This is a genomic window from Micromonospora sp. CPCC 205539, assembly GCF_036906815.1.
GTDB lineage: Bacteria > Actinomycetota > Actinomycetes > Mycobacteriales > Micromonosporaceae > Micromonospora.
The window spans coordinates 116,784-142,798 of record NZ_JBAKHW010000007.1; the positions used below are offsets into that span (position 1 = coordinate 116,784).

Annotated in this window: 27 protein-coding genes; 15 read left to right on the top strand and 12 right to left on the bottom strand. The window is 72.6% G+C overall.

All coding sequences use genetic code 11. From position 1 onward, the window contains the following. Window positions 1-46: 46 nt before the first annotated feature. The gene (locus V6V47_RS08720; protein WP_334627567.1) at window positions 47-1,279 is read left to right on the top strand and encodes a serine hydrolase domain-containing protein; all 1,233 of its coding nucleotides are present in this window, start codon (window positions 47-49) and stop codon (window positions 1,277-1,279) included. Between the two features lie 20 nt (window positions 1,280-1,299). Here V6V47_RS08720 and V6V47_RS08725 read toward each other — a convergent pair whose 3' ends face one another. Next, entirely contained in the window at window positions 1,300-1,764 is a 465-nt protein-coding gene (locus tag V6V47_RS08725) for a PPOX class F420-dependent oxidoreductase (RefSeq protein ID WP_334627568.1), read from the bottom strand. A 42-nt stretch (window positions 1,765-1,806) separates the two neighbouring features. Then, window positions 1,807-2,445 carry a DUF6642 family protein gene (locus tag V6V47_RS08730; RefSeq protein WP_334627569.1) on the bottom strand — a complete coding sequence of 213 codons (639 nt, stop codon included), beginning with the start codon at window positions 2,443-2,445 and terminating at the stop codon, window positions 1,807-1,809. Window positions 2,446-2,751: 306 nt separating this feature from the next. Between V6V47_RS08730 and V6V47_RS08735 the strand changes: the two genes are divergently transcribed. Next, complete coding sequence (locus tag V6V47_RS08735) at window positions 2,752-3,531, top strand: D-Ala-D-Ala carboxypeptidase family metallohydrolase (protein WP_334627570.1); 780 nt, start codon at window positions 2,752-2,754, stop codon at window positions 3,529-3,531. 97 nt (window positions 3,532-3,628) lie between these two features. On the opposite strand, the gene V6V47_RS08740 is transcribed toward V6V47_RS08735, so the two are convergent. The 4 genes from V6V47_RS08740 to V6V47_RS08755 all read right to left on the bottom strand — a co-directional run bounded on the left by V6V47_RS08740 (window position 3,629) and on the right by V6V47_RS08755 (window position 7,636). Then, window positions 3,629-4,027, bottom strand: coding sequence for a hypothetical protein (locus V6V47_RS08740; protein WP_334627571.1), 399 nt, complete (start codon window positions 4,025-4,027; stop codon window positions 3,629-3,631). A 145-nt stretch (window positions 4,028-4,172) separates the two neighbouring features. Further along, entirely contained in the window at window positions 4,173-5,597 is a 1,425-nt protein-coding gene (locus V6V47_RS08745; RefSeq protein WP_334627572.1) for an ATP-binding protein, read from the bottom strand. A gap of 96 nt (window positions 5,598-5,693) precedes the next feature. Further along, complete coding sequence (locus V6V47_RS08750; protein ID WP_334627714.1) at window positions 5,694-6,410, bottom strand: response regulator transcription factor; 717 nt, start codon at window positions 6,408-6,410, stop codon at window positions 5,694-5,696. Next, window positions 6,389-7,636: a sensor histidine kinase gene (locus tag V6V47_RS08755; protein WP_334627573.1), complete on the bottom strand. Its 1,248-nt coding sequence runs from the start codon at window positions 7,634-7,636 to the stop codon at window positions 6,389-6,391. Before V6V47_RS08755 ends, V6V47_RS08750 begins: the two co-directional genes overlap by 22 nt. A gap of 133 nt (window positions 7,637-7,769) precedes the next feature. Here V6V47_RS08755 and V6V47_RS08760 point away from each other — a divergent pair, with 133 nt between their 5' ends. Genes V6V47_RS08760 through V6V47_RS08775 form a run of 4 tightly spaced genes read left to right on the top strand, consistent with a single transcriptional unit; the run spans window position 7,770 to window position 10,793 of the window. Beyond that, window positions 7,770-8,666, top strand: a complete 897-nt coding sequence (locus V6V47_RS08760; RefSeq protein WP_334627715.1) for an ABC transporter ATP-binding protein — start codon at window positions 7,770-7,772, stop codon at window positions 8,664-8,666. Continuing rightward, complete coding sequence (locus tag V6V47_RS08765; protein ID WP_334627574.1) at window positions 8,663-9,460, top strand: ABC transporter permease; 798 nt, start codon at window positions 8,663-8,665, stop codon at window positions 9,458-9,460. Before V6V47_RS08760 ends, V6V47_RS08765 begins: the two co-directional genes overlap by 4 nt. 2 nt (window positions 9,461-9,462) lie before the next feature. Beyond that, on the top strand, window positions 9,463-10,212 hold the full coding sequence (locus tag V6V47_RS08770; protein ID WP_334627575.1) for a YqeB family protein: 750 nt from the start codon (window positions 9,463-9,465) through the stop codon (window positions 10,210-10,212). Window positions 10,213-10,241: 29 nt separating this feature from the next. Then, complete coding sequence (locus V6V47_RS08775) at window positions 10,242-10,793, top strand: SOUL family heme-binding protein (RefSeq protein ID WP_334627576.1); 552 nt, start codon at window positions 10,242-10,244, stop codon at window positions 10,791-10,793. Between the two features lies 1 nt (window position 10,794). Here the strand turns inward: V6V47_RS08775 and V6V47_RS08780 are convergent, their stop codons facing one another. The 3 genes from V6V47_RS08780 to V6V47_RS08790 form a co-directional block, all read right to left on the bottom strand. Further along, a complete protein-coding gene (locus tag V6V47_RS08780; protein ID WP_334627577.1) occupies window positions 10,795-11,772 on the bottom strand; it encodes a hypothetical protein in 978 nt (325 codons plus the stop codon). Between the two features lie 68 nt (window positions 11,773-11,840). Continuing rightward, window positions 11,841-14,273: an ABC transporter permease gene (locus tag V6V47_RS08785; RefSeq protein ID WP_334627578.1), complete on the bottom strand. Its 2,433-nt coding sequence runs from the start codon at window positions 14,271-14,273 to the stop codon at window positions 11,841-11,843. Next, window positions 14,267-15,052, bottom strand: coding sequence for an ABC transporter ATP-binding protein (locus V6V47_RS08790; RefSeq protein ID WP_334627579.1), 786 nt, complete (start codon window positions 15,050-15,052; stop codon window positions 14,267-14,269). The genes V6V47_RS08785 and V6V47_RS08790 overlap by 7 nt, the downstream gene beginning before the upstream one ends. 169 nt (window positions 15,053-15,221) lie before the next feature. Here V6V47_RS08790 and V6V47_RS08795 point away from each other — a divergent pair, with 169 nt between their 5' ends. The 3 genes from V6V47_RS08795 to V6V47_RS08805 are packed head-to-tail and all read left to right on the top strand — an operon-like array spanning window position 15,222 to window position 17,630. Further along, a complete protein-coding gene (locus V6V47_RS08795; RefSeq protein ID WP_334627580.1) occupies window positions 15,222-16,379 on the top strand; it encodes a sensor histidine kinase in 1,158 nt (385 codons plus the stop codon). Beyond that, entirely contained in the window at window positions 16,376-17,059 is a 684-nt protein-coding gene (locus V6V47_RS08800) for a response regulator transcription factor (RefSeq protein WP_334627581.1), read from the top strand. The genes V6V47_RS08795 and V6V47_RS08800 overlap by 4 nt, the downstream gene beginning before the upstream one ends. Before the next feature lie 31 nt (window positions 17,060-17,090). Further along, window positions 17,091-17,630, top strand: a complete 540-nt coding sequence (locus tag V6V47_RS08805; RefSeq protein WP_334627582.1) for a DUF1697 domain-containing protein — start codon at window positions 17,091-17,093, stop codon at window positions 17,628-17,630. Window positions 17,631-17,679: 49 nt separating this feature from the next. On the opposite strand, the gene V6V47_RS08810 is transcribed toward V6V47_RS08805, so the two are convergent. Together V6V47_RS08810 and V6V47_RS08815 are read right to left on the bottom strand one after the other, a co-directional pair. Then, complete coding sequence (locus V6V47_RS08810; RefSeq protein WP_334627583.1) at window positions 17,680-18,666, bottom strand: MBL fold metallo-hydrolase; 987 nt, start codon at window positions 18,664-18,666, stop codon at window positions 17,680-17,682. Between the two features lie 165 nt (window positions 18,667-18,831). After that, complete coding sequence (locus tag V6V47_RS08815; protein WP_334627584.1) at window positions 18,832-19,740, bottom strand: serine hydrolase; 909 nt, start codon at window positions 19,738-19,740, stop codon at window positions 18,832-18,834. Window positions 19,741-19,797: 57 nt separating this feature from the next. Here V6V47_RS08815 and V6V47_RS08820 point away from each other — a divergent pair, with 57 nt between their 5' ends. From V6V47_RS08820 to V6V47_RS08830, 3 genes are all read left to right on the top strand, one after another. Beyond that, window positions 19,798-20,757, top strand: coding sequence for a LysR family transcriptional regulator (locus V6V47_RS08820; RefSeq protein ID WP_334627585.1), 960 nt, complete (start codon window positions 19,798-19,800; stop codon window positions 20,755-20,757). 101 nt (window positions 20,758-20,858) lie between these two features. Further along, window positions 20,859-21,710 carry an aldo/keto reductase gene (locus V6V47_RS08825; protein ID WP_334627586.1) on the top strand — a complete coding sequence of 284 codons (852 nt, stop codon included), beginning with the start codon at window positions 20,859-20,861 and terminating at the stop codon, window positions 21,708-21,710. Between the two features lie 122 nt (window positions 21,711-21,832). After that, window positions 21,833-22,819: an aldo/keto reductase gene (locus V6V47_RS08830; protein WP_334627587.1), complete on the top strand. Its 987-nt coding sequence runs from the start codon at window positions 21,833-21,835 to the stop codon at window positions 22,817-22,819. A gap of 30 nt (window positions 22,820-22,849) precedes the next feature. Here V6V47_RS08830 and V6V47_RS08835 read toward each other — a convergent pair whose 3' ends face one another. Then, the gene (locus V6V47_RS08835; protein WP_334627588.1) at window positions 22,850-23,365 is read right to left on the bottom strand and encodes a GNAT family N-acetyltransferase; all 516 of its coding nucleotides are present in this window, start codon (window positions 23,363-23,365) and stop codon (window positions 22,850-22,852) included. Between the two features lie 137 nt (window positions 23,366-23,502). Here V6V47_RS08835 and V6V47_RS08840 point away from each other — a divergent pair, with 137 nt between their 5' ends. Genes V6V47_RS08840 through V6V47_RS08850 form a run of 3 tightly spaced genes read left to right on the top strand, consistent with a single transcriptional unit; the run spans window position 23,503 to window position 25,948 of the window. After that, window positions 23,503-24,057, top strand: coding sequence for an NADPH-dependent FMN reductase (locus V6V47_RS08840; RefSeq protein WP_334627589.1), 555 nt, complete (start codon window positions 23,503-23,505; stop codon window positions 24,055-24,057). 26 nt (window positions 24,058-24,083) lie between these two features. Beyond that, complete coding sequence (locus V6V47_RS08845) at window positions 24,084-25,097, top strand: ATP-binding cassette domain-containing protein (protein WP_334627590.1); 1,014 nt, start codon at window positions 24,084-24,086, stop codon at window positions 25,095-25,097. Then, complete coding sequence (locus tag V6V47_RS08850; RefSeq protein WP_334627591.1) at window positions 25,094-25,948, top strand: ABC transporter permease; 855 nt, start codon at window positions 25,094-25,096, stop codon at window positions 25,946-25,948. The genes V6V47_RS08845 and V6V47_RS08850 overlap by 4 nt, the downstream gene beginning before the upstream one ends. Window positions 25,949-26,015: the final 67 nt, after the last annotated feature.

Sequence of the window (26,015 nt, forward strand, 5' to 3'; positions counted from 1 at the left end):
GGCTCCCCCTTCCGATACCGGCCTACCGACTAGTAGGTTCGGCGACGTGAGTGTGGCGCAGAGCATCGACCCGGACCAGATCGGCTTCGACCCGGCGCGGCTGGCGCGGATCGACGAGCATTTCGGCGCGTACGTCGACGACGGCCGGCTGGCCGGCTGGCAGCTGCTGGTGACCCGCCACGGCGAGGTGGCGCACTCCTCGACGTACGGGCTTCGGGACCGGGAGGCGGGCGCGCCGGTCGAGGCCGACACGCTCTGGCGGATCTACTCGATGACCAAGCCGGTCACCTCGGTCGCGGCGATGATGCTGTGGGAGGAGGGCCGCTTCGAGCTGACCGACGAGATCAGCCGCTGGCTGCCCGAGTTCGCTGACCTGCGGGTCTACTCGAAGGGGTCCACGCTCAAGCCGTACACCGTGCCGGCGGTCGAGCCGATCCGCGTGTGGCACCTGCTCACCCACACCGCCGGCCTGACGTACGGCTTCATGCAGACCTCGGTGGTCGACGGCCTCTACCGGGCGGCCGGCTACGACCTGTTTCCGCCGTCGGACGTCGACCTGGCCGGCGCCTGCGCGGCCTTCGGCGAGCTGCCGCTGCTGTTCCAACCCGGCACCGCCTGGGGCTACTCGGTCGCCACCGACGTGCTCGGCCGGCTGGTCGAGGTCGTCTCCGGGCAGAGCCTCGACGCGTTCTTCGCGGACCGGATCTTCGGCCCGCTGGGCATGACCGACACCCGCTGGTGGGTCGAGGGCGACGAGGCCGACCGGCTGGCCGCGCTCTACCTGCCGAACCCGCGCGGCGGCCAGGCGGTCCGCTACGACAGCGTCGGCGCGCTCGCGTACCGCAAGCCCACCCTGCTCTCCGGCGGTGGCGGCCTGATCTCCAGCGCCGCCGACTACCACCGCTTCACCCAACTGCTGCTGCGCGGCGGCGAGCTGGACGGGGTCCGCCTGCTGGGGCCCCGCACGGTGCGTTTCATGACCCGCAACCACCTGCCCGGGGGCCAGGACCTGGGCACCCTGTCCACCGGCGGCTTCGCCGAGTCCACCCTGGACGGTGTCGGCTTCGGCCTCGGCTTCGCGGTCGTCGACGACCCGATCCCCAGCCGGGTGCCGAGCAGCGTCGGCGAGTTCTACTGGGGTGGCGTGGCGAGCACCGCGTTCTGGGTGGACCCGTCCGAGGAGATCAGCGCGCTCTTCTTCACCCAGCTCATGCCGTCGAGCACGTACCCGGTGCGCTCCCAACTGCGCCAGCTCGTCTACGCAGCCCTGACCGACTGAGGGTGCGGGGGCCCGGCCGGTCAGTCGGCGAGGCGGGCCGGGAAGCCGCCGGTGGCGATCGGGCCCCACGCGTCGATGTCGACCCGGATCAGCGACTTGCCCTGACGCACCATGGCGCTGCGGTACTCGTCCCAGTCCGGGTGCTCGCCGGAGATGCTGCGGAAGTATTCGACCAGCGGTTCCACCGACTCGGGCAGGTCCAGCACCTCGGCGGTGCCGTCGAGCTGCACCCAGGGCCCGTTCCAGTCGTCGGAGAGCACGCAGGCCGAGACCCGGGGGTCGCGGCGGATGTTGGTCACCTTGGCCCGCTCGGGGTAGGTGGAGACGACCAGCCGCCCCTGGCTGTCGATGCCGGCGGAGACCGGGGAGGACTGCGGGCGGCCGTCGGCACGGGTGGTCATCAGGATGACGCGGTGTCGCGGCCGGAGGAAGTCGAGCAGGGCATCCCGGTCGACCCGGGTGTTCGTCGCGATGCTGCGTGCCATCACTCGTTCCTACCAGGCCGGCGGCGAAGCCGAGGCGCCGGGTTAGTGGGGCCGGGCCTCCGAGCCGTGGACCGCCTGGGTGGGCACCCGGGGCCGGCCCGACGGGCGCCAGGCACGGCCGTTGGCGTAGATCACCCGGAAACCGAGGTACGACGCGAGCGGCGCCCAGTGCGCCGAGCCCATCCGCAGCTCGGCGGCGTTGTGCCGCTGGCCGTTGGCCAGCACGTCGAGCAGGACGGTTTCGAATGCGGCCGACTCGACCCAGTCGACTTCACGGGTGAAACCGCAGATCAGCGCCGCGCCGGTGACCTCCAGGAAGTCGCGTAGCACCGCGTCCGAGGCGCGCAGCACCGAGCAGCTGCCGAAGTAGAGCCGGCGCCCCTCACAGCGCCCGGCCATCAGGTCGGCCACCTCGCTCAGCTCGACCGACTGCCAGTCGGTCAGGCAGAGCCGGCTCGGCTCACCGTGCATCGCGAAGAAGCCGACCTTGTGGTCGGCGTACTGCTTGAGCAGCCAACGGTCCAGGAAGTAGAACAGCTCGTCGCGGGTGGCCGCGTCCTTGTGGATAAAGCGGATCTTGCCCAGCCGTTCGAGCAACTCGAGGGTGGGCAGCACGGAACCCCGCTCGTTGAGGTCGCGGTGCCACTGACCCTCGACACAGAACACGCCACCACGTGCCACCTGCACCTCCGCCCTTCCGCCGCCCGAGCTGACGGTACCGGCCGCCTGTGGCCAGGCAACATCACCCTCGGTGGGACTGGTTGCGACGTTCGGTGTGGTTGGCCCACCCAAGGGGTGGATCGGAGGTAATTGACTGTTTCCTAAATCAGCCGAATTCACAGCCAAGACCCAGGCACAGGAGTTCGCGAGGACAATTCTCGTTAATTGCCGCCAACCACCCTGATCGGTGCGAGGGTGGAGTTCGCGGGACGTCCCGGTCGATGTCCTGGCGGCCACCCCATTCGCTCTCCTGTCGGGAGGACTTCTGTGCGCGTCAATACCTTGAAGCGAGCTGCCGTCGCATTCGCTCTGGCGCTGCCCGGTGCAGCGATCGCCTCGGTGGTCGCCGCGCCAGCGGCGCACGCGGATGGCTGCTACACCTGGACCCGCAACCTGTACCAGGGAAGCTCGGGCGCCGACGTTCGCCAACTGCAGATCCGGGTCGCCGGTTGGGCCGGCTACCGGGACATCGTGGAGAACGACGGCCGCTACGGACCGAAGACCGCCGCCGCGGTCAAGCGGTTCCAGCAGGCGTACGGGCTGCGCGCCGACGGGATTGCCGGCCCGCAGACCTACGGCAAGCTGTACCAGCTCCAGGACAACGACTGCACGCCCGCGCACTTCAGCCACGGCGAGTTGGACGATGGATGTGGCGGCAGCGGGTACGACGGTGGCCCGCTCTCGGAGGCCCAGACCCGGCAGAACGCGCTGCGCACGATGTGGAAGCTGGAGGCCCTGCGCAAGAGTCTCGGCGACAAGCCGCTCGACGTGTCCGGCGGGTTCCGCAGCCGGGCCTGCAACAACCGGGTCGGCGGCGCGGCGGACAGCCAACACCTGTACGGCAACGCGGCCGACGTCACCTCGCGGACGAAGTCGCTGTGCCAGGTCGCCCGGGACGCCCGCGACAACGGGTTCAGCGGCATCTACGGCCCCGGCTACCCGGACCACGACGACCACGTGCACGTCGACTCGCGGCGGGAGAACAACGCCGACCGCAGCTCGAACACGACGAGTTGGTCCGCACCGGACTGCGGGGTCGGCAACTGACCGGCTCGCAGGCATGAAGCCGGCCCGGCGCGGGGTGGGGAACCGCGTCGGGCCGGCGTCGTGTCGCCCCGGGTCGGGTGGTCGGCGGAAGCGCCGCTCAGCTCGCCCGGGGCCAGCGCGGCGTGGTGACGGGGGGAGTCACCGGCCGGCCAGGAGCGGTGGGCCGTACCCCCTGCGGGACGGCCCGCGCGGCCGGGCCCGGGTGGCCGCCGGCACGCGGGGCCGGGTAGCCGCCGGGGCGCGCGGGCGACGGCCCGGTCGCGGTGAACGGGAAGGGCACGTGCACGAACGGGTTGCCGTGTCGGATCAACGCCTCGATCTGCCGCTCGTTGAGCCCGTGGGTCTCCAACACCCGCCGCCCCCACCGGTGCAGGCGGCACGGGTAGGAGGCGCCGTCGTTGCGGCACAGCGGCCCCGTGGGCCACTCCTCCGCGGTGTGCACGACCACCGCACGGACCGCGAGCCGGACATCCTCGGGGGTCAGCGGTGCCGGCATTGGCACCTCTCCCAGTACCTGATCGATGGGATCCGTCGACTGCTCACCAACGCGCACGGCAGGCCTCCCGCAGTTCGGCAGCGGTACGGCGGACCCACCGCACCGACATCCTCGGGCATTGGTACGGCCGACACCGGACGAAAGTTCAATCCCGGTACGCGCTGAGCAGATCCTGCGGAGAGAGCACTCGTGCGCCCTCGACGGCTGCGCCGCTGCGGGAAACGACTACCGGCGGCACCGTCTCGTCGGCGCCGGGCAACCGGGACCGGTGCAGCAGCAGACGCCCCAGGTCATGCGCATCGAAGGGCCGGTTCTCCTGCCACTTGATCGAGCCGACGAAACTGATGCGTCGGGCCACCGGCCCACGATCGGCGCCCACAAGGTCGATCTCCGGATCGTTGGTCCGCGTCCAGTAGCCGCCGATCACCGCCGTCTCCGCCGGCAACTGCTCGCCGGGAAGCCGGCGCAGTGCCTCACGGATGACGGGTTCGATCGCCCGCCCCCGCCAGGACGCCCATGACGTGACGATCCGGGCCAGGGTCAGGTCGCCCCTGCCCCGCTCGATCTCCGCGAGGTGGGGCCCCAGGAACGACAGCCAGAAGCGCAGGTACGGGTCGGCCACCACGTACCGGGTCTCCCGAGACGGTCTCGTCGAGAGCGGAAGCGTGTCCTCCACCGCCCGTTTCTGGATCAGCAGGCGCAGGGCCCGACTCAACGACGCCTGTGGAAGGTCCCCCGCCGCACGGGCGATCAGCGAAAAGGTCCGTTCACCGGAACCGATCGCCCGCAGCACCAGACCCGCCTGCGATTGGGGCGGGAACTCGGCCGCCACCGCTCGCTCGCCGCTGACCAGCAGGGCCGACGTAGGATCCCGTACCGCTTCGCTCAGATACTGGTGCACCGATGCGCCGGCCGGCCATTCGTCGAGGATCAGCGGTAGGCCGCCCGACACCAGGTAGGCGTCGAACGCGTCGGCGGCGGACAGGTCGAGCATGTCGCGGACATCGGCGGGGCTCAACGGCGGGATGACCATCTCGGTGGCCCGCTGGTGGAACGGTCGACCGTAGGCGTTCAGGGCCTCCATCATCGCCAGATCCGATCCGACACAGATCAGCAGGACCGGCCGCCGGGACAGCTCGCGATCGAAGATCTTCTGCAGCGTCCCCTCGAAGCCCGGGTCGCTCGCGATGAGGTACGGCATCTCGTCCAGCACGACGACACTCGGCCGGTCGGTCGGCAGCGCGGCCACGAGCAGGGTGAGCGCCGCGTCCCAGGTCCGAGGTTGCTGCTCGCTGAGGACTTGAGCCCCCGGCAGCGTCGAGGCGGCCGCCGCCTCCACGAAGAGCGCGAGGTCCGCAGCCACGGTCGGCTGCGCCGAGGCGGTGAAGAAGAGGTGCGGCACCTCGGCTCGCTCGACGAACTCCTCCACGAGCCGGGACTTGCCGACGCGTCGCCGACCACGCATGAGAAGGGCACGACCGGGTCGACCAGCCCGGCCGCCGCGCTTCACCCGGCCGAGCATGGCGTTCAGCAGGGCCAGTTCCCGGTCCCGCCCGACGAAGCCGTCCACGCCACCACCTCTGATGCTTCCAAATTTGGAACACTCAGCGATGAGTGTATCAGTGGCACTACCACGGACGACGTTCTCGAGTCGGCGCAGGCCCGCTCAGACCAGGCCGGCGTCGTGCACCAGCAGGGCCACCTGGACCCGGTTGTTGAGGTCGAGCCGGGTCAACAGCCGGGAGACGTACGCCTTCACCGTCGCCACGCTCATGAACAGCTCCCCCGCGATCTCCGCGTTGGTGCGGCCCTTGCCCAGCGCGACGGCCACCTGCCGCTCCCGTTCACTCAGGCCGGTGAGCAGCCGCAGCGCCCGCTCCTGACGCGGGTCGGGGCCGACCGGGTGGGGGGCGGCGGCGGTCACGTGGGCGATCAGCGTCCGGGTCACCGTCGGGGAGAGCGTCGCCTCACCGGCCGCCACCCGCCGCACCGCGTGCACGATGTCGGCCGGCGGGGTGTCCTTGAGCAGGAAACCGGCCGCCCCGGCGCGCAGCGCCCGCAGCACCTGCTCGTCGGCGTTGAAGGTGGTCAGCACCAGCACCTCCGGAGGGGCCGGCTGGGCACGCAGTGCCTCGGTGGCGGCCAGCCCGTCCACCCGGGGCATCCGGATGTCCATGAGCACCACGTCCGGGGCGTACGCGGCGACCGCGGCCGGCACCTCGCTGCCGTCGGCCGCCTCGCCCACCACGGTCAGGTCCGGCAGACCGCCGAGGATCATCGAGAGCCCGGCCCGGACCAGCGCGTCGTCGTCCACGATCAGCACCCGCACCGGTGGCGTGCCGCTGTCGCCGGACTGCCCGGTCACGCCGGCCACGGCAGCCAGGCGGCCAGCCGGAAGTCGCCCGCGTCGTCCCGCCCGTACGCCAGCCGACCGCCGGCCAGCGTGACCCGCTCGGTGATGCCGACCAGGCCGGTGCCGGCGCCCGGCAACTCGCCACCGACCGGGGTGCCCACCGGCCAGCGGTTGCTGATCGCCACGGTCAGCCCGGTGCCCGACCCACCGGCCACGTCCACGGTGACGGCCGCGCCGGTCGCGTGCTTGCGGGCGTTGGTCAGCCCCTCCTGCACGATCCGGTACGCGGCCCGGCCCAACGCCGCCGGCACGGTTTCCGGCGCGGCGACGGTGTCGGTGACGTTCACACGGACCCCGGCCGCCCGGGACTCGGCGATCAGGGCCGGCACGTCGGCCAGGGTGGGTTGCGGGGGCTCCGGGGCGTCGCTGGCACCGTCCGCCCGGAGCACCCCGATCACCTCGCGCAGATCCTGGAGGGCGGCGTGCGCGCTGCCCCGGATCACTCCGGCGGCCCGGGCCACCTCGTCCGAGGGCGCGTCCGGGCGGAATTCCAGTGCGCCCGCGTGCAGGCTGAGCAGCGAGATCCGGTGGGCCAGCACGTCGTGCATCTCCCGGGCGATCCGGGTGCGCTCGAGCTGGCGGGCCTGTGCCACACGGAGCTGCTGTTCCGCCTCGGCCCGCTCGGCCCGATCCCGCAGCGACACGATCAACTGCCGGCGGGCCCGGACGAACATCCCCCAGGCCAGCACGGCGAAAGTGATCACCACGCCCCACAGCACGGTCGCCCAGTACGGCATCTTCGGGTCCGGACGCGCCCAACTGAAGACCAGGTTGGTGAGGAGCCCGGCACCGGTGACCGCGATCGTGACGGCGGTCCGGCGATGCACGACCACGGTGAAGTAGATGATCAGCAGTGGGATGGCGGCGGCCATCGAGAACAGGTTCAGGGGCAGGGTGGCCAGCGCCAGCCCGAGCGGCCACCGCCGACGTAGCCAGAGCAGCCCGCAGCAGACCAGCCCGATCAGCGCGTCGACGCCGACCATCCAGTCGTGCGGCAACGGGATCGCCGCCTCGGGGGCGGGCGACAGGCCGTCGGCGGTGGCGAACAGCACCCAGAGCAGCCCGATCAGGAAGGCGAGGCTGTCCACGATCCAGTCACGCGCGGTGCGGCGCGGGTGCGCCCGGTCACGCTCGGCGGGCACGACCAGCGCCCCGGGCAGCAGCCAGGGGTGTTCCGGGACGGCGAGGCTGGTCACGCCGCCAATGCTAGGCACCCGAGCGGCGCCACGACCAGCTACCAAAGTCGAGACCCGGGTATCGACCAAGGTCTGCTCGGTGCCGACCGCTGGCCGCAGCGGATGGCCGGTCGGCGCGGGCAGGCTCGACGACATGATCACCGTGGAGAACCTCACCAAGCGATACGGGCCACACCCGGCGGTGGACGACGTGTCGTTCCACTGCGAGCCGGGCACGGTCACCGGCTTCCTCGGCCCCAACGGCGCCGGCAAGTCGACCACCATGCGGATGATCTGCGGGCTCACCGCACCGACAGCCGGCCGCGCCACCGTCTCCGGGCGGCCCTACCGGGAACTGCCCAACCCGGGGCGTGAGGTCGGGGTGCTGCTGGACGCGTCCGCCCAGCACGCCGGGCGGACCGGCCGCGAGGCGTTGACGCTGTCCGCGTACACCATGGGTCTGGACCGGCGCGAGGTCGCCGCGAAGCTCGACCTGGTCGGGTTGAACGCGGTGGCCGCGAAGCGGCGGGTACGGGCGTACTCGCTGGGGATGCGCCAGCGGCTCGGGCTGGCGCAGGCGCTGCTCGGCGACCCCCGGGTGCTGATCCTCGACGAGCCGGCGAACGGCCTGGACCCGGAGGGGATCTTCTGGATGCGCGGCCTGCTGCGCGACTTCGCCGACCGGGGCGGCACCGTGCTGCTCTCCTCCCACCTGCTGCGTGAGGTGGAGGCGGTCGCGGACCGGCTGGTGGTGATCGGGGGCGGCCGGATCGTGGCCCAGGGCGACAAGGCGGAGTTGCTGGCCGGTGGCGGCACGGTGGTCCGAGCGCGCGACGACGCGGCGCTGCGCCGGGCGCTGGAAACGGCCGGCCTGACCGCCGCCGACAGCTCCGACGGGCTGCTCGTGCAGGCCGACGCCGAGGTCGTCGGCCAGGCCGCCGCCGATGCCGGTGTCGCACTGGCCGAGCTGCGGCCGGCCGGCGGCGGTGGCCTGGAACAGCTCTTCCTCACCCTGACCGCCGGCGAATCCACCAAGGAGGCCGTCCGATGACCACCACCACCGCGCCCACCGCCGACGCCGTCGCGCCCCGGCAGCACGCTCCGGTACGCCGCCCGTCGCTGGCCCGGCTGAGCGTCGTGGAACTGCGCAAGCTCGTCGACACCCGGGCCGGACGCTGGCTGTTGATCACCATCGGCCTGATCGCCGCGGTGATCGTCACCCTCCAGTTGATCTACGCCGAGGACGCCGACCAGACGTTCGCCAACTTCTTCGTCCCCTCGCTGCTGCCGGTGGGGGTGCTGCTGCCGGTGCTCGGCATCCTCTCGATCACCAGCGAGTGGTCGCAGCGCACCGCCCTCAGCACGTACGCCCTGGTGCCCCGCCGGGAACGGGTGGTGACCGCGAAGCTGGTCGCGGTCATGGTGGCGGCGCTCGCCTCGGTGCTGGCCAGCCTGGCCCTCGCCGCCGTCGGGACGCTGGTGGCGTCCGCCACCGGCGGTGCGGGCACCTGGCAGATCGACGTCGCGCTGATCCTGCACGCGGTGGTCCTCCAGGTCACCAGCGTGCTGATGGGCGCCGCCTTCGGCCTGCTGCTGCTCAACCCGCCGCTGGCGATCGTGGGCTACTTCCTGCTACCCACCATCTGGGGGGTGCTGGGCGAGATGGTCCGGCCGCTGCGCGGCCCGTCCGATTGGTTGGACACCAGCAAGACCATGGAACCCCTGTTCAGCAGCGACGCCCTCACCGGCGAGCAGTGGTCGAAGGTGGTGGTGTCCCTGCTGGTCTGGATGGTCCTCCCGCTCGCCGCCGGCCTGGTCCGTACGCTGCGCCGAGAGGTGTCCTGACCATGGACGCCGCTGACTACCGCCGACGCGCCGTGGTCAGCGGCGGCCCGCTGGAGCTGGCGGTCATGTGGGGTGGCTTCCCGCTGCTCGGGGCCGGCGCCGGTTGGCTGGTCGCGGCGGCGGTGGGCTGGCTCGCCGGGCTGCCCTGGGTGCCGTTCCACGATCTGATCGAGTGGCTGGACGGGCTGCCCGAGCGGCCGGCCACCGCGGGCACGATCGCGGTGGGCGTCCTGGCCGGCCTGGTCGTCGCCGGGATCGGCACCTTCGAACGGCTGATCGTCACCGTCGACGCGGCGCGGGTCCGGCTGCGCCGCGGCGGCGAGGACACCGACGTGGGCCGGATCGACACCCGCGCGGTCTTCGTCGACGGTAAGCACCTGGTGCTGCTGGACGCCGACGGCGCCGAGCTGGCCCGGGAGAAGTCGGATCTGCCGGCCGCCGGGCTGGCGACGGCGTTCCGGTCGAACGGCTGGCCGTGGGCGGACGACGACCCGCACCGGTCGGCGTACCGGCTGTGGGTGCCCGACCTGCCCGGGCTGCCCGCCGGGGCGGACGCACTGCTGCGGGCCCGCGAACGGGCGATCCGGAAGGAGCGCGGCGACGACATCCGGGAACTGCGCGCGGAGCTCGGTCGGATCGGGGTGGTGCTGCGCGACGAGGGGAAGCGGCAGTACTGGCGGCTGCACGGGCGCGCGGTCCTCCCCGGACCCGAGGAGCCGACTTCGGCCGAACGAGGGCCGAACGGGCGGTAGCGTTCCTCCCAGGAGACCCTGGGAGCGCGATGACAGAGCGGCAGCCGTACCGGGTGGTGGCCCGACACCCCGGCTTCGAGCTGCGCCGATACTCCCCTCACCTGGTGGCCGAGATGCAGGTCCAGGCGTCCTTCACCCGGGCTCCGATCGAGGCGTTCCGGCCACTGGCCGCGTACCTGGCGGGCGCCAACCGGGCCCGGGTGACGACGTCCGGGATGCCGGGGGGCACCGGCATGGAGAAGATCGCGATGACCGCGCCGGTGGTCCAGGTGGAGGGCGAGCGTCCCGGTGCGTACCTGATCCAGTTCGTCATGCCGGCCAGCTTCACCGCCGCGACGCTGCCCGAGCCGACGGACCCACGGGTGCGGATCCGCGAGATCCAGGGCCAGCTCTCGGCGGCGATGCGCTTCTCCGGACGGTGGACGGAGAAGGCGTTCGACGAGAAGGCCACCATGCTCGGCCGGTCGGTCACCGCGGCGGGGCTGCAACCCACCGGCGCGATCCGGTACGCCCGGTTCGACCCGCCGTGGAAGCCGTGGTTCCTGCGCCGCAACGAGGTCGTGCTGCCCGTCGTGGAGTGAGCTAGTGGCGGTCCTTCAGCGTCGGCCTGGCCAGCAGCAGGGCCATCCCGAGCCCGGCGAGCAGCCCGACCAGCGAGAGCAGCACGTCGGAGTCGGCGGAGTTGATCGGGCTGTTGCCGGCCAACGCCGTGAACTGCGCGCCGATCGGCACCAGCCCGATCATGGCGATGACCACGGCCAGCAGCAGCGACATCGGAGCCACCAGTGCCGCGACGGCCGCCAGCGCGTGGTGCCGCCAGACCGGCCGGCCACCCGGCCAGTCCCACGCCAGCAGGGTGACCCCGGTGAGCAGCACCGCGCCCAGAGCAACCTCCGGCAGCAATCGCGGACCCGGCGGAACAGCACGGATCCACCAGACCGCGAGCAGAGACGCCACGGCGAGGCCGGCCGCCAGCCCGCAGCGGGCCCGGGTCCGCGCCGGAGCCGCCGCCAGGGCGGCACCGATGGTCAGGGCGACCAGCAGCGCCGACGTGGCCAGGGCGCCCTGGTTCAGCTCCGGCTCCCGATCGGTCGGCGACTCCATGCCTGCGGCCACCAGCGTCAGCACCCCGGCCACACAGGCCGCGCCGGTCAACACCCTCCGCTCGGTGGCTGGCGGCGTGCCACGCTCCGACCACCAGAGGCCCGCCGCCAGCACACCGATCGCGACGCAGCCGCCGGCGGCGAGCAGCACGGTCGGCCGCACACCGGTCGGGTCGGCCCGGTCGATCGCCACGTCGGCGGCGACCCAGACACCGCCGAGCAGCACCGCCGGGCCGCTCCACCGCAGGCGGCCACGGCCGGCCAGCAGCAACCCCAGGACCACCGCGACGATCGCCGTGAACCGCAGGTCGCGCGCCCAGTACGCGTTGTTGCCCGGCAGCCGCTCGGACCAGGGGCCGAGCGGCTCGGTCAGCGGTTGCAGCACCGTCATGCCGACCGCCCAGAGCACGACGGCGGCGGCGGAGAGGAGCAGCCCGACCGGGCGCGCGAGACGCATCCGTGGACGATAGCCGCCCGCCGGCCGGCCCGGCGGCCCCCGAAGGGGCGACCGGGCCGGCACGCGGTTCACCCGGCGAACCTGTGGACCGGCGGCCGGCCGGGTCGGTGCCGCAGGAACCGCCACGTCGGCAGCACGCTCGCCAGCGCCGCCAACAGCAGGCAGAGCCCCACCACACCGGCGATCACCGACCACGGCACCACCAGGTCGACGGGGGCACCGACCTGCTCGGCGAGGCCGGCGCGGATGCTCAGCAGACCGACGAACGCGACGGCTCCACCGAGCACCGCACCGATCAGCACCACCAGGGCAGACTCGGCCGTGACCAGCCAGACGACCTGTCGCCGCGTCGCGCCGGCCAGCCGGATCAGCCGCAGGTCCGCGGCTCGGCCGGCGGCGGCCAGGAGGAGCGTGTTGACCACCGCGATGGACCCGTAACCCGCCGACACACCGATCAGCAGCAGCGTGAACAGCCAGACGAGGCGGTCCTCGGCGGCGTCGGCCTCGGCCGCCCAGGTGGCGACGTCGATGACCCGCGCGCCGGCTGGCGGATCGACCCGGTCCCGGACGTACACCGTCGACGTCAACGCCGACGGGTCGTGCGTTCGCACCACGGCCCGGGGCAGGAGCAGATCGCCGGGGATCGAGTCGTCGGTGACCACGGCGACGACGCGCAGCGGCACCGACACCCCGTCGGCGAAGACCACCGGGTACGGCTGCGACGGCAGCAGGTTCGTCGAGGCGGTGACCACCACCGTGCCGTCACCACGCAGGTCGTTCAGGGAGCCGGCGATGACGGTGAGCGCCCGGTTCGCGCTGGCGAAACCCGCCGGGTCCACGCCGAGCGCGGTCAGTGGCCGATCCTGCGGCAGTTGCCCGGGGTCGGTACGGAAGACCGTGGTCGGCAGGAGGGCGGTGCCACCGGTCGCGGCGACGGCCTGGTCCGACAGACCGGGTGCCCGGTCCGGCACGACGATCCAGCCAGCGTTCACGTTGTCCGCCCGACCCGCCGCGTACGCCGCGGTGGTGGTGCGCACCATCCCGGACACCAGCACCGCGAACGCGACCGTGAGCAGCACCGGCGCGGCGATGGACGCGGTCCGCCGAGTGGCGGTCAACGCCGCGCCTCGGACCAGCATCCCGATCGCACCGCCGGGCCGCCGCACCGGAGAGCGCAGCAGCCGCACCACCGGCCCGACCACCGCCGGGGCGAGCACGGTGGCACCGGCCACCAGGGCCATCACCGCGTACAGGGCGTACTGCGCCGCAACGCGGGCCTCGTCGGCGGTCGCCGTCCCGACGCTGAGCGCGAGCCCCACCGCGACGAGCAGCGCGCCGGTGCCGACACGTAGCCGCCCGATCGGTCGCTGCTCCACCGCCGCCTCGCGCAACGCCTCCAACGGGCGGACCCGCGCCGCCCGACGCGACGCCGACCAGACGGCCAGCAGCGCGACCAGCGGCCCGGCGACGAGCGACAGCGCGACCGGCCAGGGGGTGTACCGGACCCGGAAGGTAGCTGGCTCGAAGCCGACGTCGACGAGCAGCCGACCCAGGAGCGGGGCGAGTCCCGCGCCCACCAGCAGGCCGACGAGCCCGGCCGATGCGCCGACGATGAGTGCTTCCAGGTAGACCATGCGGCGGACCTGACGTGGGGTGGCGCCGACGGCACGCAGCAGGCCCAGCTCACGGCGGCGCTGCGCGATCGTGAACGCGAAGGTGGACGCGACCACGAATACCGTGACGAAGCTGGCAAGGGCCGCCGTGGCGGTGAGCACCTGCATTCCGATCCAACGGGTGCGGGCGTCGTTCCGAGGCTCCAGCGCGCCTCGCCCGTCGCCGGTCAGCACCCGCCCGTCGACGCCGACGACTCGGCGGGCCGCCGTGGCGACCCGCTCCGGGTCGGCCCCCGGCGCGAGCACCAGCCCGATGGCCTGGACTCCGGGCGCGAACGCGGCGGCGACCTCGTCCGCGACATGGATGCCAGGCCCGTCGACCACACCGGTGACGGTGTACGACTCCGGACCGATCGCGGTCAGCAGGGTGACCGGCGCGCCGGTGCGCAGCCCGAGCGCGCGGTCGACGACCACCTCGCCGGGCCGACGGGGCGGTTCGCCAGCCGTGAGACGCAGGCCACCCAACCGGGCGCTGGACCAGCCGTGCCCCTGGCGGGCGTCCTCCCGCCGGGTATCGGCGGCCGAGGGTCGGCCGTCGACGAGCGGCTGGGCGTAGAAGGTCCGATCCGGCACCGCCGCCACGACGTCCGGTAGGCCGGCCAGTCTGCCGACCAGCTCCGCCGCAGCGATGGCGGACCAGGGCCGGGTCGGCATGAACTCGTCGGCCGACGCGCCCGCTTCGGGGCTCTGCACCACGACCGCGGCCTGCGCCAGCCGGTCCGGCACCTGCGGACGCCCCGAAGCGAGCAGCAGGGTGGCGGCCGCGACCAGCGCGACCCCGATCGCGACGGCCACGAACGCGCTGGCCGACCGCCGGATGCTCACCATGACCGCTCCGCGACCGTCGTCGCCGCGTGCGGGGACGGGCTCACCGGGCCCGCCTCCCGCTCGGCGATCAGCGCCGCGACGGCTGCGGCGGTGATCCCGCCGGTCAGCTCGTCGGCGAGCCGACCGTCGGCGAGCAGCAGGACCCGGTCGGCGTACGCGGCGGCGGTGGGATCGTGGGTCACCATGACGACCGTCTGCCCGTGGTCGTCGACGAGCGCGCGCAGCAGTCCGAGGACCTGCCGGGAGGTGGCGCTGTCCAACGCGCCGGTCGGCTCGTCGGCGAACACCACCGCCGGTTTGGTGATCAGCGCCCGGGCCAGGGCGACGCGCTGCTGCTCACCGCCGGAGAGTTCACTCGGCCGGTGCCCGGCCCGCTCGGCCAGGCCCACGCTGGCCAGCGCCGCCTCGACGTCCCGGGTCGGCGGGCGGCGGCCGGCGAGGCGCAGCGGCAGCTCGACGTTCTGCGCCGCGGTCAGGGTGGACACCAGGTTGAACGCCTGGAACACGAACCCGATCCGGTCGCGGCGCAGCCGGGTCAGCTCGTCCTCCCCCAGCTCGTCGAGCCGGGTGCCGTCGACGGTGACGGTGCCCTCGGTCGGGCGATCCAGGCCGGCCGCGCAGTGCAGCAGGGTCGACTTCCCGGAGCCCGAGGGGCCCATCACCGCCGTGAACGTGCCGCTCGCGAAGCTCGTCGTCACGCCGTCGAGCGCCGTCACCCGTCGACTTCCCGTGCCGTACACCGCGCGTAGCCCCGTCAGGGTCACCGTCTGTGTGGTCATGACCGCCACGGTGCCGGGTCGCCGGGTCGCCGCGCGTCGTGCCGTGGCCGGCACTTTCCGACCCTCCCCTGGGCGGAGCCGGGTGCCCGGACCCGGCCGCACGTCATCCTCGGGAATGACCTCCTGCGGGTGGACGCCGTCGCCCCGCCCGACGGATACCGTTCCTACGGTGACCGCTCTCCTGTTGACCCGGCGGCTGCGACCGGTGGATCTGTACGCCGTGGACGCCGTGCTGGCCGTCGCCGTCGGCGGACTGCTCTGCCCGTACGCGGCGCTCGAGTCGCCGCTGCACGGTGGCGTACACGAGCCGCTCTGGGTCTCCGTGCTCGTCGGGATGGCCCTCGGGCTGCCGTTGGCCGTCCGGCGACGGTGGCCCGTCACCGTCGCCGTCGTGATCAGCTGCATCACCAGCGGGACGCTGGTCACCGGCGTGATTCCCAACTTCGCCGCCGCCGCACCGGCGTTCGCCATCGGCCTGTCCTTCTACACGGTGGCCGTGTCGACGGCCACGCGCCGGTCGATCCTCTGCGCCGCGGGCTGTCTCGCCGTGGTGAGCGTCGCCCTGGTGCTGACCGCGGGTGACCTCTGGTCGCGGACCGGCGCGGTCGTCTACGCCCTCGTCATGATCGCGCCGGCGTGGTTGATCGGCTGGCTGATCCGAGAGCGACGCGCGCTCGCCGCCCATCAGAGTGACCACCTGGTCCGCCAGGCCACCACAGAGGAGCGGCTGCGCGTGGCCCGGGAGCTGCACGACGTGGTGGCGCACACGCTGAGCCTCATCGTGGTGAAGGCGGCCGTCGCCAACCACGTCGCCGAGGCGGACCCCCGCGAGGCCGGCAACGCGCTGCGGGTCATCGAGGAGACCGGCCGGAACGCCCTGACCGACGTCCGCCGAGTGCTCGGCGTGCTGCGCGAGGGCACCCCGTACGCGCCGGCACCCGGGCTGGACGAGCTGCCCGGGCTCGCCGAACGGGCGGCCATCGGTGGCGTCGACGTGCGGCTCGACGTGCAGCGGGAGGAGCCGGCCGGCCCGGTGCCGGAGTCGGTCGGCGTTGCCGCGTACCGGATCGTGCAGGAGGCCGTGACCAACGTGGTGAAGCACGCGGCACCGGCCGCCTGCTGGGCGACGGTGACCGTGACGGCAGACGAGGTACGGGTGCAGGTGACCGACGATGGCCGACGGCCGGTGCTGCTCGCCGGGGAAGGGCACGGGCTGATCGGGATGCGTGAGCGGGTGGCGTTGCACGGTGGAGAGTTGCGAGCTGGACCGCGCGCCGATGGAGGCTTCGCGGTGTCCGCCCGCCTGCCGTACCGGGCTGTCCCGTGATCCGGGTGTTGATCGCCGACGATCAGGCGCTGCTGCGCGGCAGTTTCCGGCTGCTCGTCGACCTGACCCCGGACTGCACCACCGTCGGCGAGGCCGGCACCGGTGTCGAGGCCGTCGCGCTGACCGCCCGGCACCGGCCGGACGTGGTGCTGATGGACGTACGGATGCCAGAGATGGACGGCATCGAGGCGACCCGACGGATCTGCGCCGACCCGGCGACGGCGGGTACCCGTGTGCTCATCCTGACCACGTTCGACCTCGACGAGTACGTCTACGGCGCGCTGCGCGCCGGGGCCAGCGGCTTCCTGCTCAAGGACACCCCACCGGCGGAGCTGCTGGCCGGCATCCGGGTGGTCGCCTCGGGTGAGGGGTTGCTGGCGCCGACGGTGACCCGCCGGCTCATCGACGAGTTCGCCCGGCGACCGGAGCCGGCACGGCCGTTACCGCGCAGGCTGGACGGGGTGACCGACCGGGAACGGGAGGTGCTCGCGCTGATCGCCCGAGGTCTGTCCAACGCGGAGCTGGCGGCGCACCTCAGTCTCAGCCTGGCCACGGTCAAGACGCACGTCGGGCGGCTGCTGACCAAACTGGCCGTCCGCGACCGGGCGCAGCTCGTGATCGTCGCGTACGAAACGGGGCTGGTCGGGCCGGGCGTTCCGGGCCCGACCGCTCTAGGCTGACCGGGCCGGCCCGGCACCCGAGGAGGACCGTATGACCAGGTACGTCGCCCTGCTGCGCGGGGTCAACGTCGGCACCACCCGCCTCGCGATGGCCGACCTGCGCCGGCTGGTCACCGACCTCGGGCATGACGGCGTCAAGACGTACCTGCAGAGCGGCAACGTGGCGTTCGACAGCTCGGTGCAGGATGCGGACAAGCTGGCCGGCGGCATCGAGCGGGCGCTCGCCGACGAGCTGGGGTTGACCGTACCGGTGCTGGTGCGCAGCGCCCGGGAGCTGGCGGCGGTGGCCGGCGGCAACCCGTACGCCGGGCAGCAGGACGACCCGACGAGGCTGCTGGTGGCCTTCCTCGCCACCGCGCCGAAGCGGGCCGCGGTGGACGCGCTCGCCGTGCCCGGTGGTGAGAACGTGGCCTTCACGGTCACCGGGCGCGAGGTCTACCTGCACTTTCCCGAGGGCGGCTACGGGCGGTCGAAGTTCACCAACGCGTACCTGGAGAAGAAACTCGGCGTGGTGGGCACCACCCGCAACTGGAAGTCGGTGCGCGCCCTCACCGACCTGGCTGCCGGCTGACCCGGCGAGCGGCCGCGGCGGTAGCGCCACGACCGCTCGCCCGAGCCGGTCAGAAGTGGTACGCGGTCTCGTACTCGGGCACCAGCACCTTGCTGCGCGGCGAGATCCGGCGCACCGCGGCGATCATCTCGTCGAGCCGCTTGCGGTCGGTCTCGGCGACCGTCGGCGGGTTCTGCAGTGCCGTCTCGAAGTTGTCCCAGTGCACCGGCACCACGACCTTCGGGTAGTCCAGGCCCTTCAGCAGCCGGGGCAGATAGTCGCCGGTCGTGGTGGCGTTCTGCAGGGCCACCATGGCGACGTCCGGTGCCAGACCGCTGAGGTTCCGCTCGGCGACGTCACTGGCGCCGGTGAAGTAGACCGACGGACCCCCGTCGACCCGCATCAGGTAGCCCAGCGTGTCCCCCTCCGGCAGGTCGGCGATGGTCGCCGGCAGCGCCGGCTGGGTCACCCGCACCCCGGGGAAGGCCAGGGAGTACGAAGGGTTGCGGCTGTGCAGCGAGCCGACCACCTCGATGGAGTGGTCGCCGAAGTCCAGCACCTCCCCACCCTTCACCGAGCTGAGCTGCGTCGACGGCACCTTGTAGGCCAACCCCAGGTGGTACGCGGTCAGCGTGCCGAACACCCGGGCCCCGGTCCGGCCGGCGATGTACGGCACGTCCATGAAGTGGTCCCAGTGGGTGTGCGTGACCAGGATCGTCATGGCCCGGTCGACCCGCGGGTCGATCACGTCGGGGCGCACGGTCAACTTGGTCGCCGGCTTGAACTCGCCGGTGAACAGGCCGGTGTCGATCCGGCTGAGGAACGGGTCGACCAGCACCGTGCGGTCCCCGATGTCGACGCGCCAGCCGGCCGTACCCCACCAGCGGAAACTCACCGCGCCCTTGCGCCGGGTGGTGGGCGCGGCGGCGGGCGCGGCGGCGGCGGCCAGCGGCGCGGCCTGGGCCGAGGCGGAGGTGGCGGCGAGGCCACCGGCGGATACCAGGGCGGTGGTGGCGGCGGCGTCGCGCAGGAAACGACGACGGTCGAGACTGGGCATGCGGATCTACTCCCCGTGGTCGGGTGACCGGCCGGGTGACCGGTCGGGACGAGCCAAGCAGCGCCCACCGGCCCAGGTCCAAGATCCAATGCCGCCGACTCCGATACGTCTGCGCATATCGGGCCAGCTCAACGCCCGCGCCCCGGCGACTCGGGCGGCGCAAAATCAGGTGCCGCGCAGCGCCTCGACGGCCGTCCGGGCGGCGTGCCCCAGCGCCAGATCCACCTCGATCCGGCGCGGGGCCAGTTGGTCGGAGCGGGCGAAGACGGCGATGGCGTACCGGCCGCCGTCGGGGTACTCGGCGACCCCGGCCTCCATGTGCAGACCGGGCAACGTGCCGGTCTTGCCGGACACCCGTACGCCGGGCGGGAACCCGGCGGCCAGCCGGGTCCAGAAGATCTGCTGGGCCATCCAGGCGCGGACCATCGCGCAGGCCTCCGCCGGCCCGGCCTCGTCCCGCCAGATCAGCGTGAGCAGCCGAGTGATGTCCCGCGCCGTGCTGGAGGTGGTCCGCGACGGGTCGAAGACCCGCATGGCCCACACACGCTCCGCCGGCAGGGTGGGAAAGATCCGGGCGAACTCCGCTTCGGTACGCGCGCCCACGTCGGCGAGCATCGACTCGACCAGGCCCCGGGGGCCTTCGCGCAGGTGGGTACGGGTCAGCCCCAGCTCGACGGCGAGCATCGGCAGGAGGTCCGGGCCGACCCGGCGCAGCAGCAGGTCGGCGGCGGTGTTGTCGGTCACCGACATCGCGAAGTACGCGAGGTCGCGCAGCGACACCTCGGCGTCGTCGGTGCAGCCGGCCAGCCCCCACCCGCCGAGCCTGTCGTCGGCGGTGACCAGGACCCGCTCGGTCGGGTCCAGTTGCCCGGCGACGACCTGCCGGGCGAACTCGAGCACCAGCACGACTTTGAAGATCGAGGCGATCACCACCTGCTCGTCGGCCCGTACGGCCACCTCCCGGCCCGCATCGACCGAACCGTCGGCGTTCAGGTCCACGGCGTCCAGGTCGACGACGTGCAGGCTGGCGGTCAGCCCGACGTCGGCGAAGATGCCCTCGATACGTTCCCTCACGTCCACCCCGGCACGGTATCCACCGGCACGGTGCCGGCGCTGGCGTAGGGTCCGGCCGTGGACCTGCTCCGACACCTGCGGCACTTCGTGGTGGTCGCCCATGAGCTGCACTTCGGGCGAGCCGCCGAGCAGCTCGGGATGGCCCAGCCGCCGCTCAGCCAGTCGATCCAGCGACTCGAACGCGAGCTGACGGTGGAGCTGTTCGACCGGTCCCGCCGCCAGGTGGCGCTCACCACGGCCGGTGAGCTGCTGCTCGGCGAGGCGGAGGAGCTGTTGGCCGGCGAGGGACGGCTACGCAACCTGATGGGGCAGGTCCGCGCGGGTGCGCTGGGCGTGCTGCGGGCCGGGGTGCCGCCGGAGACGCCCGCCGTGACCCTGCGCACGCTGCTGGACGCGCTCACCGAGCGGGCACCGGGGCTGGACGTGGAGCTGCACGAGCTGACCAGCGGCGAGCAGGTGCGGATGCTCACCGAGCGGACGTTGGACGTGGGGTTGGTGCACCACCCGGTGCCGGAGGACGGGCTGCGGTTCGGCGCCCCGGTCGACGTACCCCTGGGGGTGTTGCTGCCGCGCACCTCGCCGCTGGCCCGCGACCGGGAGCTGCCGCTCGCCGCGCTGGCCGGCCTCGACCTGGTGGCCGCGCCCCGGGCCACCGCGCCCGGCTGGCACGACCACCTGCTGGCGGTGTGCGGACAGCACGGCTACCGGCCGGCGCGGGTGCGGCCGGCGCGCAACCCGGAGTTCCTCTTCGGTCTGGTGCTGGCCGGCGGGTCGGTGGCCGTGGAACCGGCGACGGTGGCCCGTCGGGAGCCCCGGATCGCCTGGCGGCCGATCGCCGACGCTCCGCTGGCGAAGCGCACCTCGGCGGCGTGGCCGGACCGGTCGGCGCATCCGGCGGCGCCGATGTTCGGGCAACTCGCCGCCGAGGTGCTGGCCGGAGCCGACCCCGCGCCGGCCGCGTCGACCTCGCTGCCGGCGGAGCGACCCTGGCCGGTGCTGTTCGACTCGACCGGGTGACCGCTGCGGCGTTGCGCTCGTCACCCCGGTTTCGGCGGTGAATCGGCCAACCGCCCGGGTATGGAAGACAGGTGGCACGACCAAGACGCGAAGGAGCCGCAGTGGCGAACACGATTCCTGATATCAGCCTGAACGACGGCAACACCATTCCGCAGCTCGGCTTCGGGGTGTTCCAGATCGAGCCGAAGGACACCGTCACGGCGGTGACCACGGCTTTCGAGGCGGGCTACCGGCACGTTGACACCGCCGAGATGTACGGCAACGAGGCCGAGGTGGGCGAGGCCGTGCGCGTGTCCGGCCTCGACCGGGACGCGGTCTACGTCACCAGCAAGCTGAGCAACGCCTTCCACCGCCCGGACGACGCCCGCAAGGCGTTCGACTCGACCCTGTCCGCGCTGAAGATGGACTACATCGACCTGTTCCTGATCCACTGGCCGCTGCCGACCCTGTACGACGGCGACTTCGTCTCCACCTGGAAGGTGCTCGAGGAGTTCCAGCGCGACGGCCGGGCCCGCTCGATCGGCGTGTCGAACTTCCAGGTGCCGCACCTGGAGCGGCTGGCCGCCGAGTCGGACGTGGTGCCGGCGGTCAACCAGATCGAGGCGCACCCGTACTTCACGAACGACGAGGTCCGCGCCTATGGCACCGCGCACAACATCCTCACCGAGGCGTGGTCGCCGATCGCCCAGGGCAAGGTGCTGGGCGACCCGACGGTGACCGACCTCGCCCAGCAGCTCGGCCGGACCCCGGCGCAGGTGGTGCTGCGCTGGCACGTGCAGCGCGGCGACATCGTCTTCCCGAAGTCGAAGACCCCGAAGCGGATCGAGGAGAACACCCGGATCTTCGACTTCGAGCTCGACGACGCGGCGATGGAGCGCCTCACCAGCCTGGACAAGGGCGAGGCCGGCCGGCAGGGTGCCCACCCGGACACCTTCGACTACCTCCCGAGCTGAGCCATCGACCTGAGTCCGCCCGTCCGGCGGCGCATGTCTCGGCGAGCTTGACCTCGAGTGCACTCCAACCGGCAGGGTGGCACCCGGGCGCCCACCGGTTGGGGCGCACGAGAGGAGATCCCATGCGGTATCGCACGATCGGCACCGACCCGGCTACCCGGCGTGAGGTGAGCGTGCTCAGCCTGGGCGCGATGCTCTTCGGCAGCGCCACCGACGAGGCCACCTCGTACGCGATCCTCGATCGGTATGTCGAGGCCGGCGGCACCTTCATCGACACCTCGGACAACTACGCCTTCTGGGTGGACGGCGGCCAGGGCGGCCAGAGCGAGGAGTTGCTCGGCCGGTGGCGGCGCAGCCGGGGCGTCGGCGCCGAGATCGTCATCGCCACCAAGCTGGGTGCCCGCCCGCTCGCCCCGGGGACCAGCTACCTCGACAACGCGGAGGGCCTGTCGGCGAAGGTGATCCGCGATTCGGCGGAGCGCAGCCGGGACCGGCTCGGCGTGGAGCGGTTGGACCTGCTCTACGCCCACATCGAGGACCGGACGGTGCCGTTGACGGAGACCGTCGAGGGCTTCGCCGAGCTGGTCGCCGAGGGCACGGTGGGCCTGCTGGGCGCGAGCAACCACCGTGCCTGGCGGGTGGAGCGGGCGCGCGCGCTGGCCGCCGCAGCCGGCCTGCCGGGGTACGAGGTGCTCCAGTACCACCACAGCTACCTGCCCCGGCGCACCGATGTGACCCGTCAGCTGGACCCGGACGGCGATCCGGGTGCCGCCGGCGGCGACCTGCTCAGCTACCTGCGTGCCGAGCCGGAGCTGACCCTGGTGGCGTACTCGCCGCTGTTGAAGGGGGCGTTCACCCGGGCGGACAAGCCGCTGGGCGCCGAGTACGACATGCCGAGCGCGCCGCCCCGGCTGGCTGTGCTGCGCGAGGTGGCCGGGCAGACCGGCGCGACGGTCAACCAGGTGGTGCTCGCCTGGTTGCTGGGCGGCGACGTGCCGTCGATCCCGCTGGTGGGCGCGTCCTCGGTGGCCCAGCTCGACGAGAGCCTGGCCGCGGTGGACCTGGAGTTGACCGCCGAGCAGCGGCACCGCCTCGACACCACCTGGTGAACGGCACGACAGTCGGCCGCCCCGCCGGCGTCAGCTCTCGGCCGGCGGGGCGGTCAGGTCGATCTGCCAGTCGTTGGCGCGCATCATCTGCCCCGGCGGGTACTCGAAACCCGTCTCGCCGAGCAGCGTGAACCCGGCCTTGCGGCACACCGCGTTCGAGGCGGGGTTGCCGACCGAGGGGTAGGCGTGCGCGTAGCGGCGGGTCCGTCGGGCGCGGGCCACGTCGACCGTCGCACGCACCGCGACGGTGGCCAGCCCCTGCCCCCGGTACGCCGGCAGCACCGCCCAGCCCAGCTCGTACACCGGCTGCTCGCGCCACTCACGAGCCCAGTAGCCGACGCTGCCCACCCGCGTGTCGTCCGTCAGCACCAGGGTGAACATGCAGCCCTGCCCGGTCTCGGCGAAGTGCACGTACTTGTCGTGCCGGGCGAGCACCTGCTCGTCGGTCTCCGGGCCGCCGGTGTGCCGCCGGGTCTCTGGTGTGTTGAGCTGCCGCAGCAGGTCGAGGTCGTCCTCGCTCCACGGCTCGATGCGGACCTGTGCCATGCCGTCCCCTGTTCGTCGGCCCCAGTCAAGCCGATGCCACCGACATTCGGCCGGCGGCCCGCTAGATCGGATCTAGCGGGCCGCCGGCCGCCCTCTCGCGCCTGTCGGGTGGGACCGAGAGGCCGGAGGGGGGAACGATGACACCGCTCAGGATCGCCGTGATCATCGGCAGCACCCGGGAGGGGCGGGCCGGCGACCGGGTGGCCCGCTGGTTCGTCGACCAGGTCGAGCGGCACGACGACCTCGCGGTGACGGTCGTTGACCTCACCGAGTACGACTTTCCGACCAGCTATCCCGCCGAGCCGACCGCGTCCATCCGGGCGTTCGTCCGCGAGGTGGGCCGCGCGGACGGGTTCGTCGTGGTCACCCCCGAGTACAACCACAGCTTCCCGGCCCCGTTGAAACAGGCGATCGACTACGCGTACGACGAGTGGCAGGCCAAGCCGGTCGGCTTCGTGTCGTACGGCTGCGGCTCCACCGGCCTGCACGCGGTCGACCAGCTCCGCACGGTCTTCACCGCTCTGCACGCGATGACCGTGCGCGACGTCGTCGGGATCGACCTGCTCGGCGGCGAGCCTTCGGCGCTCGGCGCCGACGAACTGTGCCGCGACACCAGCGTCCTCCTCGACCAACTCCGCTGGTGGGGGCTGGCGCTGCGCGACGGTCGCGCCGCCCGGCCCTACGTCTCCTGAACACGTCTGACGAGAGGTTAAGGATCATGAGTAGACGCGCCACCGGCCTGGCCATCGAGGCCGAAGGGCTCACCCGCTCCTTCGGGGACACGCGAGCGCTGGCCGGGATCGACCTACAGGTGCCCGCCGGCACCGTCTACGGCCTGCTCGGCCCCAACGGGGCGGGCAAGACCACGGCGGTCCGGGTGCTCGCGACGTTGCTGCGGCCCGACGGCGGCGCGGCGCGAGTCTTCGGGCACGACGTGGTCACCGAGGCCGACAAGGTCCGGGCCCGGGTCAGCCTCACCGGCCAGTACGCCTCTGTGGACGAGGACCTGACCGGTACGGAGAACCTGGTGCTCCTCGGCCGCCTGCTCGGCCTGCGCAAGCCGGCCGCTCGCGAGCGCGCGGCGGCCCTGCTCGCCGCGTTCGGGCTGACCGAGGCGAGCGACCGCCAGGTGAAGAAGTATTCGGGTGGGATGCGGCGGCGCATCGACATCGCGGCCAGCATCCTCAACACGCCTGACCTGCTCTTCCTCGACGAGCCGACGACCGGTCTCGACCCGCGCAGCCGCAACCAGGTGTGGGAGATCATCCGGGCCGTGGTGGCCCACGGCACGACGGTGCTGCTCACCACGCAGTATCTGGACGAGGCCGACCAACTCGCCGGCCGGATCGCGGTCGTCGACCACGGCCGGGTGATCGCGGAGGGCACCCCGGGCGAGCTGAAGTCGTCGGTCGGCTCGGGCACCGTCCACCTGCGGCTGCGCGACCCCGGGCAGCGGCCCCAGGCCGAACAGGTGCTCCGCAAGGCGCTGGACGTACCGGTGCAGCTCGACGCCGATCCGGTGTCGTTGACCGCCCGGGTCGGCGAGGCCGGCAGCGACCTCGACGCCAGCGCTCAGGCCGCCCGCGCGCTCGGTGACCTGGCCAGCGCCGGCATCCTCGTCGACGACTTCTCACTCGGTCAGCCGAGCCTGGACGAGGTCTTCCTGGCCCTGACCGACCACCCCGCCGTACCCGCCGACGAGCGGGACGAGCAGCTGGAGGCAGCCCGATGAGCAACGCCACGACCACGACCGAACGGGCGCCGTCCGTCTACGTCCCGTCCGCCGAGGCACTGGCGACCGTGCTCGCGCCCGGTGCCCGACCGTCCCGGCCGAGCGCGCTGGGCGCGTCCCTCACCTTCGGCTGGCGAGCCCTGCTGAAGATCAAGCACGTGCCGGAGCAGCTCTTCGACGTGACCGCGTTCCCGATCATCATGGTGCTGATGTTCACGTACCTGTTCGGTGGCGCCCTCGCCGACAGCCCCCGCGACTACCTGCAGTTCTTCCTGCCCGGCATCATGGTGACCAGCGTCGTGATGATCACCATGTACACCGGCGTCGGGCTCAACACCGACATCGAGAAGGGCATCTTCGACCGGTTCCGGACGCTGCCCGTCTGGCGACCGGCCGCCCTGGTCGGCATGATCTTCGGTGACGTGCTGCGGTACATCCTCGCCGCCCTGGTGATCCTCGGCGTGGGGCTGGCACTCGGCTTCCGGCCCGCCGGCGGGGTGGCCGGCGTGGCCGCCGGGATCGGGTTGCTGGTGATCTTCTCGTTCGCGTTCTCCTGGGTGTGGACGTTCTTCGGGCTGATCCTGCGCAGCGAGAAGTCGGTGATGGGGGTCAGCATGATGGTGCTGTTCCCGCTGACGTTCCTGAGCAACGTCTTCGTCGAGCCGAGCACCATGCCCGGCTGGCTCCAGGCGTTCGTGAAGGTCAACCCGGTGACGCAGTTGGTGGCCGCGGTCCGCTCGGTGATGGCCGGTGAGTCGGACCCGTCCAGCATGATGTGGCTGCTGGTGTGGAGCATCGGGTTCGTGGTCATCTTCGGCACGCTGACCATGTACCGCTACAACCGCCGCTGACCCCTCCTACCGCGACGCGAGGTCGGCGATGTCGGGGTGTCCCGACGTTGGTGATAGCCCGACATCA

What these genes read in the sequence shown, in the direction of transcription:
- V6V47_RS08765 (WP_334627574.1), top strand. Translation starts at nt 8,663, where the DNA reads ATGACCACCACCACCGCGCCCACCGCCGACGCCGTCGCGCCCCGGCAG.
- V6V47_RS08810 (WP_334627583.1), bottom strand. Translation starts at nt 18,666, where the DNA reads ATGCCCAGTCTCGACCGTCGTCGTTTCCTGCGCGACGCCGCCGCCACC.
- V6V47_RS08805 (WP_334627582.1), top strand. Translation starts at nt 17,091, where the DNA reads ATGACCAGGTACGTCGCCCTGCTGCGCGGGGTCAACGTCGGCACCACC.
- V6V47_RS08790 (WP_334627579.1), bottom strand. Translation starts at nt 15,052, where the DNA reads ATGACCACACAGACGGTGACCCTGACGGGGCTACGCGCGGTGTACGGC.
- V6V47_RS08760 (WP_334627715.1), top strand. Translation starts at nt 7,770, where the DNA reads ATGATCACCGTGGAGAACCTCACCAAGCGATACGGGCCACACCCGGCG.
- V6V47_RS08845 (WP_334627590.1), top strand. Translation starts at nt 24,084, where the DNA reads ATGAGTAGACGCGCCACCGGCCTGGCCATCGAGGCCGAAGGGCTCACC.
- V6V47_RS08780 (WP_334627577.1), bottom strand. Translation starts at nt 11,772, where the DNA reads ATGCGTCTCGCGCGCCCGGTCGGGCTGCTCCTCTCCGCCGCCGCCGTC.
- V6V47_RS08740 (WP_334627571.1), bottom strand. Translation starts at nt 4,027, where the DNA reads ATGCCGGCACCGCTGACCCCCGAGGATGTCCGGCTCGCGGTCCGTGCG.
- V6V47_RS08850 (WP_334627591.1), top strand. Translation starts at nt 25,094, where the DNA reads ATGAGCAACGCCACGACCACGACCGAACGGGCGCCGTCCGTCTACGTC.
- V6V47_RS08835 (WP_334627588.1), bottom strand. Translation starts at nt 23,365, where the DNA reads ATGGCACAGGTCCGCATCGAGCCGTGGAGCGAGGACGACCTCGACCTG.
- V6V47_RS08770 (WP_334627575.1), top strand. Translation starts at nt 9,463, where the DNA reads ATGGACGCCGCTGACTACCGCCGACGCGCCGTGGTCAGCGGCGGCCCG.
- V6V47_RS08830 (WP_334627587.1), top strand. Translation starts at nt 21,833, where the DNA reads ATGCGGTATCGCACGATCGGCACCGACCCGGCTACCCGGCGTGAGGTG.
- V6V47_RS08785 (WP_334627578.1), bottom strand. Translation starts at nt 14,273, where the DNA reads ATGGTGAGCATCCGGCGGTCGGCCAGCGCGTTCGTGGCCGTCGCGATC.
- V6V47_RS08725 (WP_334627568.1), bottom strand. Translation starts at nt 1,764, where the DNA reads ATGGCACGCAGCATCGCGACGAACACCCGGGTCGACCGGGATGCCCTG.
- V6V47_RS08775 (WP_334627576.1), top strand. Translation starts at nt 10,242, where the DNA reads ATGACAGAGCGGCAGCCGTACCGGGTGGTGGCCCGACACCCCGGCTTC.
- V6V47_RS08840 (WP_334627589.1), top strand. Translation starts at nt 23,503, where the DNA reads ATGACACCGCTCAGGATCGCCGTGATCATCGGCAGCACCCGGGAGGGG.